At 67.3% G+C, this 13,062-nt stretch carries 15 protein-coding genes; 8 read left to right on the plus strand and 7 right to left on the minus strand.

The genetic code is table 11. The annotated features are described in order from the left end of the window. Positions 1-50 precede the first annotated feature (50 nt). From dnaQ to ACOFKX_RS10985, 5 genes are read right to left on the minus strand one after another with little or no spacing between them, the layout of a single operon-like run. Positions 51-758, minus strand: a complete 708-nt coding sequence (gene dnaQ, locus ACOFKX_RS10965) for a DNA polymerase III subunit epsilon (protein WP_419827013.1) — start codon at positions 756-758, stop codon at positions 51-53. After that, on the minus strand, positions 719-1,360 hold the full coding sequence (gene coaE / locus ACOFKX_RS10970) for a dephospho-CoA kinase (protein WP_419827014.1): 642 nt from the start codon (positions 1,358-1,360) through the stop codon (positions 719-721). The genes dnaQ and coaE overlap by 40 nt, the downstream gene beginning before the upstream one ends. Continuing rightward, complete coding sequence (locus ACOFKX_RS10975; protein WP_419827015.1) at positions 1,357-2,211, minus strand: shikimate dehydrogenase family protein; 855 nt, start codon at positions 2,209-2,211, stop codon at positions 1,357-1,359. Before ACOFKX_RS10975 ends, coaE begins: the two co-directional genes overlap by 4 nt. Further along, the gene (locus ACOFKX_RS10980; RefSeq protein ID WP_419827016.1) at positions 2,208-2,801 is read right to left on the minus strand and encodes a Maf family protein; all 594 of its coding nucleotides are present in this window, start codon (positions 2,799-2,801) and stop codon (positions 2,208-2,210) included. The genes ACOFKX_RS10975 and ACOFKX_RS10980 overlap by 4 nt, the downstream gene beginning before the upstream one ends. Next, positions 2,798-3,634 (minus strand): pyruvate, water dikinase regulatory protein, encoded by an 837-nt coding sequence (locus ACOFKX_RS10985; protein ID WP_419827017.1) that lies wholly within the window; start codon positions 3,632-3,634, stop codon positions 2,798-2,800. Before ACOFKX_RS10985 ends, ACOFKX_RS10980 begins: the two co-directional genes overlap by 4 nt. Positions 3,635-3,926: 292 nt before the next feature. Here ACOFKX_RS10985 and hemE point away from each other — a divergent pair, with 292 nt between their 5' ends. The 4 genes from hemE to ACOFKX_RS11005 all read left to right on the plus strand — a co-directional run bounded on the left by hemE (position 3,927) and on the right by ACOFKX_RS11005 (position 7,461). Then, the gene (gene hemE, locus ACOFKX_RS10990; RefSeq protein ID WP_419827018.1) at positions 3,927-4,979 is read left to right on the plus strand and encodes a uroporphyrinogen decarboxylase; all 1,053 of its coding nucleotides are present in this window, start codon (positions 3,927-3,929) and stop codon (positions 4,977-4,979) included. Then, on the plus strand, positions 4,979-5,422 hold the full coding sequence (locus tag ACOFKX_RS10995; protein WP_419827019.1) for a CopD family protein: 444 nt from the start codon (positions 4,979-4,981) through the stop codon (positions 5,420-5,422). The genes hemE and ACOFKX_RS10995 overlap by 1 nt, the downstream gene beginning before the upstream one ends. A 138-nt stretch (positions 5,423-5,560) precedes the next feature. Then, positions 5,561-6,817 carry a transcription termination factor Rho gene (gene rho / locus ACOFKX_RS11000; RefSeq protein ID WP_419827020.1) on the plus strand — a complete coding sequence of 419 codons (1,257 nt, stop codon included), beginning with the start codon at positions 5,561-5,563 and terminating at the stop codon, positions 6,815-6,817. A gap of 2 nt (positions 6,818-6,819) precedes the next feature. Next, complete coding sequence (locus ACOFKX_RS11005) at positions 6,820-7,461, plus strand: YjbE family putative metal transport protein (RefSeq protein WP_419827021.1); 642 nt, start codon at positions 6,820-6,822, stop codon at positions 7,459-7,461. On the opposite strand, the gene ACOFKX_RS11010 is transcribed toward ACOFKX_RS11005, so the two are convergent. Further along, the gene (locus ACOFKX_RS11010) at positions 7,458-8,129 is read right to left on the minus strand and encodes a YggS family pyridoxal phosphate-dependent enzyme (RefSeq protein ID WP_419827022.1); all 672 of its coding nucleotides are present in this window, start codon (positions 8,127-8,129) and stop codon (positions 7,458-7,460) included. The two genes, ACOFKX_RS11005 and ACOFKX_RS11010, sit on opposite strands and share 4 nt — an antisense overlap. A gap of 22 nt (positions 8,130-8,151) precedes the next feature. On the opposite strand from ACOFKX_RS11010, the gene ACOFKX_RS11015 reads away from it, so the two are divergent. Then, on the plus strand, positions 8,152-8,691 hold the full coding sequence (locus ACOFKX_RS11015) for a thiamine phosphate synthase (protein ID WP_419827023.1): 540 nt from the start codon (positions 8,152-8,154) through the stop codon (positions 8,689-8,691). 4 nt (positions 8,692-8,695) lie between these two features. Here ACOFKX_RS11015 and ACOFKX_RS11020 read toward each other — a convergent pair whose 3' ends face one another. Beyond that, positions 8,696-9,409, minus strand: a complete 714-nt coding sequence (locus tag ACOFKX_RS11020; RefSeq protein ID WP_419827024.1) for a hypothetical protein — start codon at positions 9,407-9,409, stop codon at positions 8,696-8,698. Positions 9,410-9,598: 189 nt separating this feature from the next. On the opposite strand from ACOFKX_RS11020, the gene ACOFKX_RS11025 reads away from it, so the two are divergent. The 3 genes from ACOFKX_RS11025 to lptE are packed head-to-tail and all read left to right on the plus strand — an operon-like array spanning position 9,599 to position 13,057. Further along, on the plus strand, positions 9,599-10,057 hold the full coding sequence (locus ACOFKX_RS11025; RefSeq protein ID WP_419827025.1) for a DUF3576 domain-containing protein: 459 nt from the start codon (positions 9,599-9,601) through the stop codon (positions 10,055-10,057). A gap of 10 nt (positions 10,058-10,067) precedes the next feature. Then, positions 10,068-12,575 (plus strand): leucine--tRNA ligase, encoded by a 2,508-nt coding sequence (gene leuS / locus ACOFKX_RS11030; RefSeq protein WP_419827026.1) that lies wholly within the window; start codon positions 10,068-10,070, stop codon positions 12,573-12,575. After that, the gene (gene lptE, locus ACOFKX_RS11035; RefSeq protein ID WP_419827027.1) at positions 12,572-13,057 is read left to right on the plus strand and encodes an LPS assembly lipoprotein LptE; all 486 of its coding nucleotides are present in this window, start codon (positions 12,572-12,574) and stop codon (positions 13,055-13,057) included. The genes leuS and lptE overlap by 4 nt, the downstream gene beginning before the upstream one ends. Positions 13,058-13,062: the final 5 nt, after the last annotated feature.

The raw sequence follows: 13,062 nt of genomic DNA on the forward strand, positions 1-13,062 counted from the left end.
GTACCTCCTCGAACTTCGGGCGGGCGGGCTAGGCCCCGCCCCGCGCCCGGTCAACCGGAAGCGGCGAACCGCTCCCACAATGGAGACACCAACGTCGCGACGAAGGCGCGGTGCCGTTCCAGCTCGTCCGTCGAAGGCGCGTGCGGGCGCGGCGGGCGCACGGCTCGCGGCGGCAGCGGGATCGCGGACGACACGTCGGCGACCGCGATCGCGGCGGTCGACGCGTCGGCGAGGCCAAGGCCGATCTGCCGCCCGCCGCAGAGCTCGACGTAGAGCTGGGCGAGGAGCTGCGCGTCGAGCAACGCGCCATGCTTCACCCGCTGGCTGCGATCGATGCCATAGCGGGTGCACAGCGCATCAAGCGACAGCTTGGCCCCGGGGTGGCGGCGCTTGGCGATAGCGAGCGTGTCGATCATTCGGGACTCGCACACCGCCGTCCGGCCGCACGCCGACAGCTCCCAGTTAAGGAAGCCGAAATCGAACGCCGCATTGTGCGCGACGAGTGGCGCGTCGTCCAGGAACGCGAGCAGCTCCGCCACGCCATCGGCGAAGCGCGGCTTGGCGGAGAGGAAGGAGAGGGACAGGCCGTGCACGCGCTCGGCCTCGCCGGGCATGTCGCGCTCGGGATGGAAGTAGGCGTGGAAGTGGCGGCCGGTCTCGACCCGGTTGAACAGCTCGACGCAGCCGATCTCGACGAGGCGGTGGCCATCGGCGGGGCTCAGCCCCGTCGTCTCGGTGTCGAACACGATCTCGCGCATGCGCGGCAGTATCGGAGCCCGTGGCGGCGGAGGCAAGCGACCAGGGCGCGGACCTGCGCGCCGGTACGATCCCGCGCGCGACCCGTCTCGATCACGAAGTCGGCGCGGCGGCGCTTCTCGGCGTCGGGCATCTGGAGTGCGAGGATGCGCGCGAACTTGGTCGCATCCATGCCGGGGCGCGCCATCACGCGTCGGCGCTGCATCCAGGCGGGCGCGGACACCACCACCACGGCATCGACGCGAGCCGCGCTCCCCTTCTCGAACAGCAGCGGCACGTCGTCAACGACGATCGGCCGCGCGGCATGGCGGGCGAGGAAGGCGGCGCGCTCGGCGTAGACGGCAGGATGAACGATGCGCTCCAGCTGCCCGAGCTTCTCCGCGTCGCCGAACACCGCACGGCCGAGCGCGATGCGGTCGACGCCGCCCCCGCCCGTCGATCCGGGAAACGCCGCCTCGATCGCCGGCAGCAGCCGCCCACCCGGCCCCTGCAGGCGGTGGACGGCTGCATCGGCGTCGAACACGGGCACGCCCTCGCGCCGCAGCATCTCCGCCACCGTCGACTTGCCCATGCCGATCGAGCCGGTGAGGCCCAGGAGGATCATGCGGCGAGCAACGTCCGGAGTTCGCCGTCGCGCCCTCGAGGCGGCGCCCGCCCGAAGAACCGCTCGAATGCCTCGGCCGCCTGGCCGATCAGCATGGCGAGCCCGTCGATCGTCGGCAATCCACGCGCGCGCGCGTCGCGTAGCAGTCTCGTCTCCAACGGCGCGTAGACGATGTCGTAGACGATGCTGCCGGGCGGCGCGTGGCTGATGTGGAAGGCGAGCGGCGGCTGGCCGATCATCCCCAGCACCGTCGCGTTGACGACGAGATCGAGGCAACCGGCGCGATCGTCGAAGGCGAAGTCGGTCGGCTCGGCAAAGTGGGAGATCGCGACCGCGTGATGCCCGCCGTCGGGCGCGAGTTCGGCGAGAAGTCGCGCTGCCTTGTCCGGATCGCGTCCCGCCAGCACGATCGTGAAGCCCTCATCCGCCAGCGCCGCCACGATCGCGCGCGCCGCGCCGCCGGTGCCGAGCACGCGCGCCATGCGGAACAGGTGCGGGCGGCCCAGCACCTCGCGCAGGGGATCGATGAAGCCGCCCGCGTCGGTATTGACGCCGACGAGCGCGTCGCCATCGCGTATGACGGTGTTGACCGCGCCGATCCGCGCGGCCTGCGGCTCCAGTCGATCGAGCAGCGGCACCACGCGCTCCTTATGCGGCACGGTGACGTTGCAGCCGCGCCAATCGGAGTCGCGACGACGCTCGGCAAGGAAGCGGGCGAGATCGTCGCCCGCGACCCGTGTCTTGTCGTAGCGGCCGGGCAGGCCCGACGCGGCGAGCCAGAAGCCGTGGATGACCGGCGACTTGGACTGCGCGACCGGATCGCCGATCACCTCGGCCCAGGGCAGGCTCATCGTGCGACCTCGCCGACCTCGCGTAGCCAGCCGAGCAGCGGCAGCAACGGCATTCCCAGCACCGTGAAGTGGCTGCCCTCGATACGATCGAACAGCTGCACGCCGCGCGTCTCGATCCGGAAGCAGCCCACGCAGGCGGCGATCGCGGGCCATTCCGCGTCGAGATACTCGTCGAGGAACGCATCGGAGAAGGCGCGGACGTGGAGCGTCGCCACGTCGATCGCGCGCCACACCGCCATGCCGTCGCGCGCGGCCACCGCTGCGCTGACGAGGCGGTGTCTGGCACCGCGCATCCGGCGGAGCTGCTCCGCCGCCGTCGCGCGATCGGCGGGCTTGTCGAGCGTCTCACCGTCGGCGAGCGCGAGCACCGAGTCGCTGCCGATCACCACCCGCCCCGGCCGCCGCCGCGACACGGCAATCGCCTTCAGCTCGGCGAGCGCGTCGGCGAGCCCGCGTGCCTCGACGCCTTCCGCGCGCAGCGAGGCCTTGGCGCCCTCCTCGTCGACGCGTGGCGGCTCGACCTCGAAGGACACGCCCGCCGCCTCCAGCATCGCGCGTCGCGACGCGCTGCCGCTCGCCAGCAGGATCATCGCGCCGCCACCGGCGCGAGCGGCGGCGACTCACGGCGCTCCGTCACGAGGTTGATGATCGCCGCCGCAGTCTCCTCGATCGAGCGACGGGTGACGTCGATCACCGGCCAGCCACGATCCGAGAACATCCGGCGGGCGAAGGCGAGTTCACGCGTCACCCGCTCCTGATTGACATAGGCGGTCTCGGGCGCCTGATTGAGCGACAGCAGGCGATTGCGGCGGATTTGGATCAGCCGCTCCGCGCTGGTGGTCAGGCCGACGACCAGCGGCTTCTCGAGCGCGAACAGGCTTCTCGGCGGCGGGCTCTCCACCACCAGCGGGATGTTGGCGACGCGGTAGCCACGATTGGCGAGATAGATCGACGTCGGCGTCTTGGACGAGCGCGAGACGCCGGCGAGCACAATGTCCGCCTCCTCCCAATCTTCCGCGCCGACGCCATCGTCGTGCGCGATGGTGTAGTGGATCGCCTCCACCCGCGCGAAATAGGCCTCGTCGAGCGCGTGCTGGCGGCCCGGGCGGCTGATCGTCTCCTGTCCCAGCAACCGCGACAGCGCGTCGATTACCGGGTCGAGCGCGGACACGCAGGACAGGCCGATCGCTGCGCACCGCTGCTCAAGCTTCTGGCGCACCGTCGAGTTGACCAGCGTATAGATGATGAGGCCTGGCTTGGCGGCGATCTCGATCAGCACGCGATCGAGATGGCCTTCGGAGCGCACCATCGGCCAGAAATGCTTGATCGCCTCCACGCCCTCGAATTGCGCGAGCCCTGCCTTGGCGACGTTCTCGAGCGTTTCGCCGGTCGAGTCGGAGAGGAGGTGGAGGTGGAGCCGCATGGCCGCCGGCAAACCCTGTGGAAAACAGCGTTCGAAGCGCTAGCGGATCGGGTGCCCGTGCGGCAAGCGTCCCGCCGCCCCCGCTGCCGGCCAGGGCATCGACCATTTCCTCCACAGCGCCATCCCAGCGCCCCGCACTTGTGGATAGCGGGGTCCGTCGCAGCGACTCGCGGCAGGACGGAGCCGGGGCGCGGCGTCAAGCTGTTGGCAGAAGCAGGCCGCGTGAATAAACCCCGCTCCCAGCCCGCCTACTACCCCTCACAACCTCTTTAAGAATCCTTAAGGTATAGAGATGGAATCCAGCTCGACCGGCTCGCCGGATCCTGTCGATCGCCCGCTGCTCGCCGTGCTGCGGGGGCAACGGCGTGATCCGCCACCCGTGTGGCTGATGCGCCAGGCCGGGCGCTACCTGCCCGAGTATCGCGCGCTTCGGGCCGAGAAGGGCGGTTTCCTCGCGCTGTGCATGGATCCGGAGGCGGCCGCCGAGGTGACGCTCCAGCCGATCCGCCGCTTCGGCTTCGACGGCGCGATCCTGTTCTCCGACATTCTGATCGTGCCCCACGCGCTGGGCCAGGGGCTGAGTTTTGGTGTCGGCGAGGGACCGCGCCTGACGCCGGCGCTGACCGACGCCTCGCTCGCTGCGCTGACGCCCGCGCGCGAGCGGCTGGAGCCGATCTACGCGACGGTGCGCCGCGTGGCGGCCACGCTGCCGCCTACCACCACTTTCCTCGGCTTCGCGGGATCGCCCTGGACGGTCGCGACCTACATGGTGGCAGGCGAGGGATCGAAGGACCATGCCGCGGCGCGTGCGTTGGCCTATCATGATCCCGTCGCGTTCGGCACGCTGATCGACGGCGTCGTCGAGTTGACGGTCGAGTACCTCGCCGGCCAGATCGATGCCGGTGTCCACGCCGTGCAGCTCTTCGAGAGCTGGGCGGGCAGCCTCTCGCCCGCGCAGTTCGATCGCTGGGTGGTACGGCCCAACGCCGCGATCGTCGAGCGGCTGCGCGCTCGTTGTCCGGGCGTGCCGATCATCGGCTTCCCCAAGGGCGCTGGCGGCAAGCTGCCAGCCTATGCCGCCGGCACCGGCGTCGACGCGCTGGGGCTTGACGAGACGGTCGATCCTGCCTGGGCGGACGCGGTGCTGCCGCCCCGATTGCCGGTGCAGGGCAATCTCGATCCCCTTGCGCTGCTCGCCGGCGGCACGGCGCTGGAGAGCGCGGTGACGTCGATCCGCGCCGCGCTCGCGGGGCGCCCGCATATCTTCAATCTCGGTCACGGCATCACGCCCGAGGTGCCGGTGGCGCATGTCGAGCGGCTGCTCGATCTCGTGAGGGCCCGCTGATGGTGGGATTCCTGGGCCTCGCCTATCCGTGGGTGAAGGCGGCGCACCTGATCTTCGTCATCTTCTGGACGGCGGGCATGTTCATGCTGCCGCGCTACGCCATCTACCAGGCGGAGAGCGCACCCGGATCGGCGGAGGATGCTGCGTGGACGAAGCGGTGCGCGAGCCTGCGTCGCATCATCCTCACGCCCGCGATGATCGCGGTGTGGCTGCTGGGGCTCGCGCTGATGCTCGATATTGGCGCCCTGTCGATGGGTTGGTTCCACGCCAAGCTCGCGCTGGTGCTGGCGCTGTCGGGCTATCATGGCTGGGCGGTGGGCGTGTCGAAGAAGCTGGCGCGCGGCTGGCGGCCGGGGGGAACCGGCAAGCTGCGGCTCTTGAACGAGGTGCCGGCGCTCGCGGCGATACTGATCGTCGTCCTCGTCATCGTGAAACCGTTCTGAGTGCGAGTGCTTGACTTGTCCGCGCCTCCCGACTAGCTGGCGCGGCAAGGCCCGCCGCCCGTCCGGGTGGCCTGCGTCCCTCCGACATGGACGCCCAGTCGTCCTACCCGTCGCGACTCCTCCCCTGCCGGACTCTCCATGCACCTCAAAGACCTCAAGAAGACTCCCCCCGCCGAACTCGTGACCATGGCCGAGGAACTCGGCGTCGAGGGCGCTTCCACGCTGCGCAAGCAGGACCTGATGTTCGCGATCCTGAAGGAGCAGGCGGAGCGCGGCGACCAGATCATGGGCGAGGGCACGATCGAGGTGCTGCCCGACGGCTTCGGCTTCCTGCGCTCACCTCAGGCCAATTATCTCGCCGGCCCCGATGACATCTACGTCTCGCCCAACCAGGTACGGAAGTTCGGGCTGCGCACCGGCGACACCGTCGAGGGCGAGATCCGGGGGCCGAAGGACGGCGAGCGCTACTTCGCGCTCACGCGGCTGGTGTCGATCAACTTCGACCAGCCCGAGGTCGTCCGCCATCGCGTCAACTTCGACAACCTGACGCCGCTCTATCCCGAGAGCAAGCTCAGCCTCGACACGCTCGATCCGACGATCAAGGATAAGTCGGCGCGGGTGATCGACATCGTCAGCCCGCAAGGCAAGGGCCAGCGGACGCTGATCGTCGCGCCGCCGCGCGTCGGTAAGACGGTGATGCTCCAGAACATCGCCAAGGCCGTGACGGACAACCACCCCGAGGTCTTCCTGATCGTTCTGCTGATCGACGAGCGGCCCGAGGAAGTGACAGACATGCAGCGTTCGGTGAAGGGCGAGGTCGTCTCCTCCACTTTCGACGAGCCTGCCACCCGCCACGTCCAGGTCGCCGAGATGGTGATCGAGAAGGCCAAGCGCCTCGTCGAGCACAAGAAGGACGTGGTGATCCTGCTCGACTCGATCACCCGCCTCGGCCGCGCCTACAACACCGTGGTGCCGTCCTCGGGTAAGGTGCTGACCGGCGGCGTCGACGCCAACGCGCTCCAGCGGCCCAAGCGCTTCTTCGGCGCCGCGCGCAACATCGAGGAAGGCGGCTCGCTCTCGATCATCGCCACCGCGCTGATCGACACCGGCAGCCGCATGGACGAGGTCATTTTCGAGGAGTTCAAGGGCACCGGCAACTCCGAGATCGTGCTCGACCGCAAGGTGGCGGACAAGCGCATCTTCCCGGCGATGGACGTCGGCAAATCCGGCACGCGCAAGGAGGAGCTGCTCGTCGCCAAGGAGAAGCTCTCCAAGATGTGGGTGCTGCGCCGCATCCTCATGCAGATGGGCACCACCGACGCGATGGAGTTCCTGCTCGACAAGATGAAGGACTCCAAGACCAACGAGGACTTCTTCGCGTCGATGAACCAGTAGGAGTGATCGCGCTACCCGCCTTCGATTTCGGCGAGATCTTCACCGGCCCGGGATTTGCGGCGCTCGGACAGGTGCTGGCGATCGACCTCGTGCTCGCCGGCGACAACGCCATCGTCGTCGGCGCGCTCGCCGCCGGCTTGCCGCCGGCGCAGCGCCGCCGGGTCATCCTCGTCGGCATCGCCGCCGCCCTGGTGTTGCGCATCGTCTTCGCGCTCGGTGCCACCGTGCTGGTCGAGGTGCCGGGACTATTGCTCGTCGGTGGGCTCCTGCTGCTTTGGGTTTCCTGGCGCTTCTGGCAGGAGCTGCGTGCCCATCCCGATCACGCCGGGGACGCCGCCGAGGCGCAGAAGCGCGCACCCAAGAGCTTCGCGCGGGCCGCCTGGGCGGTCGCGCTCGCAGACGTCAGCATGAGCCTCGACAATGTGCTCGGCGTCGTCGGCGCGGCGCGCGAGCATCCCGCCGTGCTGGTGATCGGACTGGTTGTGTCGGTGGCTTTGATGGGCTTGGCCGCGAACCTGATCGCGCGCGTGATCGACCGGCAGCGGTGGATCGGCGTCGTCGGCCTGCTGGTGATCCTTTACGTCGCCGGCCGCATGATCTGGGACGGCGTGCAGGACGTCGGGCCGAAGCTCGGCTTCGCCTAACCGCGCGTGCCGAACAGCGCGGTGCCCACGCGGACGTGAGTCGCACCCAGCATCGCGGCGGTTTCGTAATCGCCCGACATGCCCATGCTGAGATTGGTCACTCCGTGGTCGCGGGCCAGCTTGGCGAGCAGCGCGAAGTAGGGCGCTGGCTCGATGTCCGCTGGCGGCACCGCCATCAGCCCGATGATCGGCAACCCGGCCGCGCGCGCCGTTTCGAGAAGGTCGCCGAGCGCGCTGATCGCGACGCCACCTTTCTGCGGTTCCTCGCCAATGTCGACCTGCACGAAACAGGCAGGTCGCTTGCCCTCGCGTTCCATCGCCCGCGCCAGCGCGACCACCAGCGAACTTCGATCGACTGAGTGGATCACGTCGAACAGCCGGACGGCGTCGGGCGCCTTGTTCGACTGGAGCTGCCCTACGCAATGCAGCTCGACGTTCGGGTAGCGCTCGCGCAGCGCGGGCCACTTCGCCTGCGCCTCCTGCACGCGATTCTCGCCGAACATACGCTGACCGGCGTCGAGCAACGGCACGATCGCTTGAGCGGCGTGGGTCTTCGACACTGCGACGAGTCGTACTGACTCGGCTGGGCGGCCCGCTAGCGTGGCGGCGCGGGTGAGGCCGTTGCGAATCGTGGCGAGACGGCCGGCGGCGGCTTGGGCGTCGTCCATCGGCGGAGCTATAGGAGCCGCCATGCCCCCTCGCCATCCCCGTCTCTGGTTGATGACCGATGAGCGTATGGGTGACGGGCTATGGCGCGCGCTCGAACGCCTGCCGAGGGGCGCGGGCGTGGTGTTCCGACATTATGGTCTGCCCACCGTGGACCGTCGGCACTTGTTCGCGGAGGTACGCGCCGTCGCCCGACGGCGCCGGCTCGTGCTGTTGCTGGGCGGTACGCCTCGCGAGGCGATCGGCTGGCGGGCGGACGGCTCGCACGGGCGCTCGCGCCACCGCTGGTCGGCGCGCCCGCTGCTGCGGAGCGCGCCCTGTCATGGTCGTCGAGCTCTGATCGCGGCCCGCCGCGATGGCGTCGCGCTGCGGTTCGTGTCGCCGCTCCATGCGACTCGCTCGCATCCCGGTGCGCTACCGCTTGGAAGGGTTCGCACGGGGCTAGCGATCATCGGCGAGCGACGCGGCTTGATCGCGCTCGGCGGCATGACGGCCCGCCGCTTCGCCGCGGCTCGCGAGCTGGGCTTCCAAGGGTGGGCGGCGATCGACGCGTGGTCGGCTTGACGAATCAGAAGCGGAAGGCCGTGCCCACATAGACAGCTTGGCTGTCGCGGCGATCGTCGGTGAGCATCTGCACCCCGTCGAAGTCGCGCTTGTAGCGTAGGCCGCCGGTGACATCGAGGCGATTGCTGATCGAGTAGGATCCGCCGAGATCGACCGAGACGTTGCGATCCCGCTCGATCAGGCGCGGCACCTCGCCGAGCGCATGATCCGCGGCGAGTGCGAGTCGCGTGCTCCAGCGGTGGCCGGCGAAGCTGACCGCAACGTCCGCGCTCTCTCGGCTGCCCGGTACCGGCCCAAGGTCGACCTTGGCATAGTCGCTGGTGATCGCGAACCGCTTCCAGCCAACCGCCACGCCGAGGTTATAGGCGGACTGACCGATTGCGCCGCTGCCGCCGGCACTGGCGATCCGCTCGGCCTCGGCGGGTGTCGCGGCACGGGCGCGTACCGCAACCGTCACGCGACGGCTGGCACCCGGCGCCACGGCAGGCGTGAAGCGGAATCCGGAGCCGCCACCAAGTCCGCCGCGCAGCAGGCTCGATGCGAGACGCGGGTCGGCGGCGGCCGGCGTGAAGGAGCCGATGCCGCCCGCCAGCGGTGCGGCGAAGGGTGGACGAACGACGCGCTTACGATGCAGGCCGGTCGCGGACGCGGCGGAGGCGAGCGCAAGCGCAGCCGCTAGCCCCGCGCCCCACCGCACTCCCTTGCCGATCCCAAGCATGTCGGTCCGTAACCCCCAGTTCCCGCCGGCCTAACATGCTCGTAACGCGTCGACCACGAGCACGCCGCCATCGTGTCGGGGGCCATCCCGAATCTGCTACGTTGTTGCAATGAGCCCACAGCTGGTGTTCGGCTTGCGGGGCACGAGCGAGCCTCTATAGATGCCGACGTGACGTCGAGAACCTCCCCCATGGCCGTTTACCTTCCTGTCCGCCGCCTGCGCGGAACCGTTGCGACTGCCGCCCTCGCGGCGTCGCTGCTGCTTGCGGGCTGTGGCCACAAGCGTGCGAAGACTAGCGGCGACGTCGCGGCGTCACGCGTGACGCGCATCGGTGTAAACGCCTATCTCTGGCGTGCGACGCTCGACACCTTGTCCTTCATGCCTCTGGCGCAGGTCGATTCGAACGGGGGCGTGATCGTCACCGACTGGTACGCCAATCCCGCCACGCCCGGCGAGCGGATGAAGGTGACCGTCGCCATCCTTGATCAGGATCTCCGCGCGGATGCGGTGCGGGTAGCGGCTTCGCGCCAAGTCAATCAGGGCATGGGCTGGGTTGATGCGCCTGTCGCCGCGCAGACCGTGCAGCGGCTGGAGGAAATCATCCTCGGTCGCGCCCGCGACCTGCGCCGCGGCACCAACCCGGGCTAGGTACGTCTCGATGGAGCGACGCTTCGATCCGGCAGTCGCGGACGCGCGCTGGCAGCGGGCGTGGGACGAAGCGGGCAGCTTCCGTGCTGACGACAACAGTCCCAAGCCGAAAAGCTACATCCTAGAGATGTTCCCCTATCCATCGGGGCGCATCCACATGGGACACGTCCGCAACTACACGATGGGTGACGTGCTCGCCCGGTACAAGCGCATGACAGGGCATGAGGTGCTCCACCCGATGGGCTGGGACGCGTTCGGCATGCCGGCCGAGAATGCCGCGATGGAGCACGGCGTCCACCCGCGCGAGTGGACGCTCGCCAACATCGAGACCATGCGTGCCGAGCTGAAGCGGCTGGGCTTCTCGCTCGATTGGAGCCGAGAGTTCGCGACGTGCGATCCCGAATATTACGGGCACGAGCAGGCGCTCTTTCTCGACATGCTGGAGGCGGGCCTCGTCTACCGTAAGGAGAGCGAGGTCAACTGGGATCCCGTAGACCAGACCGTACTCGCCAACGAGCAGGTGATCGACGGCCGGGGCTGGCGATCCGGGGCGCTGGTCGAGCGTCGGGAGCTCGCGCAGTGGTTCCTCCGTATCACCGATTTCGCGGAGGAGCTGCTTGACGGCTTGGACGGTTTGACTGGATGGCCCGAAAAGGTTTGCGCAATGCAGGCGAACTGGATCGGGCGCAGTGAAGGTCTGCGATTTAGCTTTCGCTTGGCCGAGACCTTTTCGGGCATTGATCATGTCGAGATATATTCGACAAGACCCGATACGATCTTCGGAGCAAGTTTTGTCGCGATCGCGCCAGACCACCCACTGGCATTGGCTCTGGCCGAAACCGATGCCGACCTAGCCGCATTCGCTGCGGGATGTCGGCATACTAGCACCGCGGCGGAGGCGTTCGAGAGTGCCGAGAAGAAGGGCTATGATACTGGCCTCTCCGTCGTTCACCCGCTGGATACGGCCTGGACCTTGCCCGTATTCGTCGCAAATTTTGTCTTGATGGGCTACGGCACTGGAGCCGTTATGGGCGTGCCGGCGCATGATCAACGAGATTTAGATTTCGCGCGAAAGTATTTTCTCCCGGTAACGGCGGTTATCGAACCAGAGGGCGACGATGCGGCCTTTGTGGACGATATTGCATATACGGGCGCGGGCGCGCTCAAAAACTCTTCGTTTCTTGACGGGCTGACGGTGGCAGACGCGCAGAAGGAGATCGTCCGAAGAGCGACCGCCGAGGGTTGGGGGTGCGGAAGCACGGTTTGGCGCCTCCGGGACTGGGGGGTGTCGCGCCAGCGTTATTGGGGTACGCCAATCCCTATCATTCATTGCGGTGCGTGTGGGCCGGTGCCGGTTCCTCGAACCCGTCTTCCCGTACGCCTACCAGAGGATGTGTGCTTCGACGTTCCTGGTAATCCGCTTGAGCGGCACGCTGCCTGGAAGAACGTGCCTTGCCCACTTTGCGGGCGGCCCGCTTCACGTGAAACAGACACTCTCGACACGTTTGTTGATTCTAGTTGGTACTTCATCCGGTTCGCCAGCCAACCTGATCATCGGCCGTTCGACCCAAATCTCGCGACAGAGTGGCTTCCCGTCGATCATTATATCGGCGGCGTTGAGCATGCGATCCTTCACTTACTCTACGCCCGTTTCTGGACGCGAGCCTTGGCTAAGCAGGGCGCGTTCGACCTTCTTGAACCATTTACCGGCCTCTTTACTCAAGGGATGGTGACGCACGAGACATATAAGGATCAGAACGGTGCATGGCTTGCTCCTCATGAGGTGGAAGGAGGGCATTCCGTAGCCACGGGCGAGCGGGTGCTCGTCGGTCGCACCGAGAAGATGTCGAAGTCACGCCGAAACACCATACCGCCGGGCCCGATTTTAGAGCGATACGGTGCGGACGCGGTGCGGTGGTTCATGCTCTCGGATAGTCCCCCTGATCGTGACCTCGAATGGTCCGAGTTTGGCATCGAAGGCGCTTGGCGGCTTGTTCAACGTGTCTGGCGCGTCGCCTCAATAATAGAGTCTGAGGAAGTCGCATCGGACAAGACCCTCGAGCGGGTGGCGCACGGCACGACTATCGGAGTTGCGGCAGACATAGAGGCTCTCGCCTTCAACAAGGCGATCGCCAAGCTTTATGCACTCATCAGCGCCATTGAACGATCTTCGCCTTCCGCAACGAAGTCGTTCGCGATCGACACCTTGCTGCGGCTGGCGGCTCCGATGATCCCGCATGTTGCGGAGGAGGCCTGGCGGGCTCGCGGCAAAGCCGGGCTGATTGTCGATGAGCGGTGGCCGGACGCAGATCGATCACTGCTGGTCGATGATGACGTGACTATCGTCATCCAGGTCAATGGGAAGCTTCGCGCGACCGTGAATGCCCGTCGAGGTGCGAGCGAAGAAGAATTGCAGACTCTTGCTACAACGTCAGAGCGCGTGTTGTCGTTTTTGGAGGGGCGGTCGCCCCGTAAGATCATCGTCGTGCCCGGTCGCCTCGTGAACTTGGTGGTATGAGACGGCTCTTCCCGCTGTTTCTTCTTCTCGGAGGATGTGGCTTGCATCCGCTATATGGCGGTGGACCTTCGAGCGCAGCAGGGCGTCTCCTCGCGACGGTGAGCGTTGACCCGATCGATGGGCAGGCAGGTTGGTTGGTCCGTCACTCTCTAATCGATCGCTTAGGGTCGGCTAGCAGAACGTCAGCCGAATATCGCCTTGAGGTCGAACTCGACGATCAGATCGTTGGACTTGGGATCAACGATCAGAACACCGTCACACGCGAACGACGGACGCTACGAGCGCGCTACCGTCTTGTGGACACGAGCCGCGCTGGAGTTGTCGTTGTTGACGCCACCGCGGGCGCAGATGCGGGCATAGACGTGACCAGCTCCGATTATTCAACGCTCGCCGCCGAGCAAAAAACCCTTGAGAACGTTTCGGACGAGATTGCGGACCAGATCGTTGCTAGACTGGCGTTGTACGCTCGACGGGCCGGATAGCCGGA

The organism is Sphingomonas sp. (genome assembly GCF_965200105.1).
Lineage (GTDB): Bacteria > Pseudomonadota > Alphaproteobacteria > Sphingomonadales > Sphingomonadaceae > Solisphingomonas.

Excerpts from the sequence above, each read along its gene's own strand:
- dnaQ (WP_419827013.1), bottom strand. The coding sequence starts at position 758 with ATGCGCGAGATCGTGTTCGACACCGAGACGACGGGGCTGAGCCCCGCC.
- coaE (WP_419827014.1), bottom strand. The coding sequence starts at position 1,360 with ATGATCCTCCTGGGCCTCACCGGCTCGATCGGCATGGGCAAGTCGACG.
- ACOFKX_RS10975 (WP_419827015.1), bottom strand. The coding sequence starts at position 2,211 with ATGAGCCTGCCCTGGGCCGAGGTGATCGGCGATCCGGTCGCGCAGTCC.
- ACOFKX_RS10980 (WP_419827016.1), bottom strand. The coding sequence starts at position 2,801 with ATGATCCTGCTGGCGAGCGGCAGCGCGTCGCGACGCGCGATGCTGGAG.
- ACOFKX_RS10985 (WP_419827017.1), bottom strand. The coding sequence starts at position 3,634 with ATGCGGCTCCACCTCCACCTCCTCTCCGACTCGACCGGCGAAACGCTC.
- hemE (WP_419827018.1), top strand. The coding sequence starts at position 3,927 with ATGGAATCCAGCTCGACCGGCTCGCCGGATCCTGTCGATCGCCCGCTG.
- ACOFKX_RS10995 (WP_419827019.1), top strand. The coding sequence starts at position 4,979 with ATGGTGGGATTCCTGGGCCTCGCCTATCCGTGGGTGAAGGCGGCGCAC.
- rho (WP_419827020.1), top strand. The coding sequence starts at position 5,561 with ATGCACCTCAAAGACCTCAAGAAGACTCCCCCCGCCGAACTCGTGACC.
- ACOFKX_RS11010 (WP_419827022.1), bottom strand. The coding sequence starts at position 8,129 with ATGGACGACGCCCAAGCCGCCGCCGGCCGTCTCGCCACGATTCGCAAC.
- ACOFKX_RS11015 (WP_419827023.1), top strand. The coding sequence starts at position 8,152 with ATGCCCCCTCGCCATCCCCGTCTCTGGTTGATGACCGATGAGCGTATG.
- ACOFKX_RS11020 (WP_419827024.1), bottom strand. The coding sequence starts at position 9,409 with ATGCTTGGGATCGGCAAGGGAGTGCGGTGGGGCGCGGGGCTAGCGGCT.
- ACOFKX_RS11025 (WP_419827025.1), top strand. The coding sequence starts at position 9,599 with ATGGCCGTTTACCTTCCTGTCCGCCGCCTGCGCGGAACCGTTGCGACT.
- leuS (WP_419827026.1), top strand. The coding sequence starts at position 10,068 with ATGGAGCGACGCTTCGATCCGGCAGTCGCGGACGCGCGCTGGCAGCGG.
- lptE (WP_419827027.1), top strand. The coding sequence starts at position 12,572 with ATGAGACGGCTCTTCCCGCTGTTTCTTCTTCTCGGAGGATGTGGCTTG.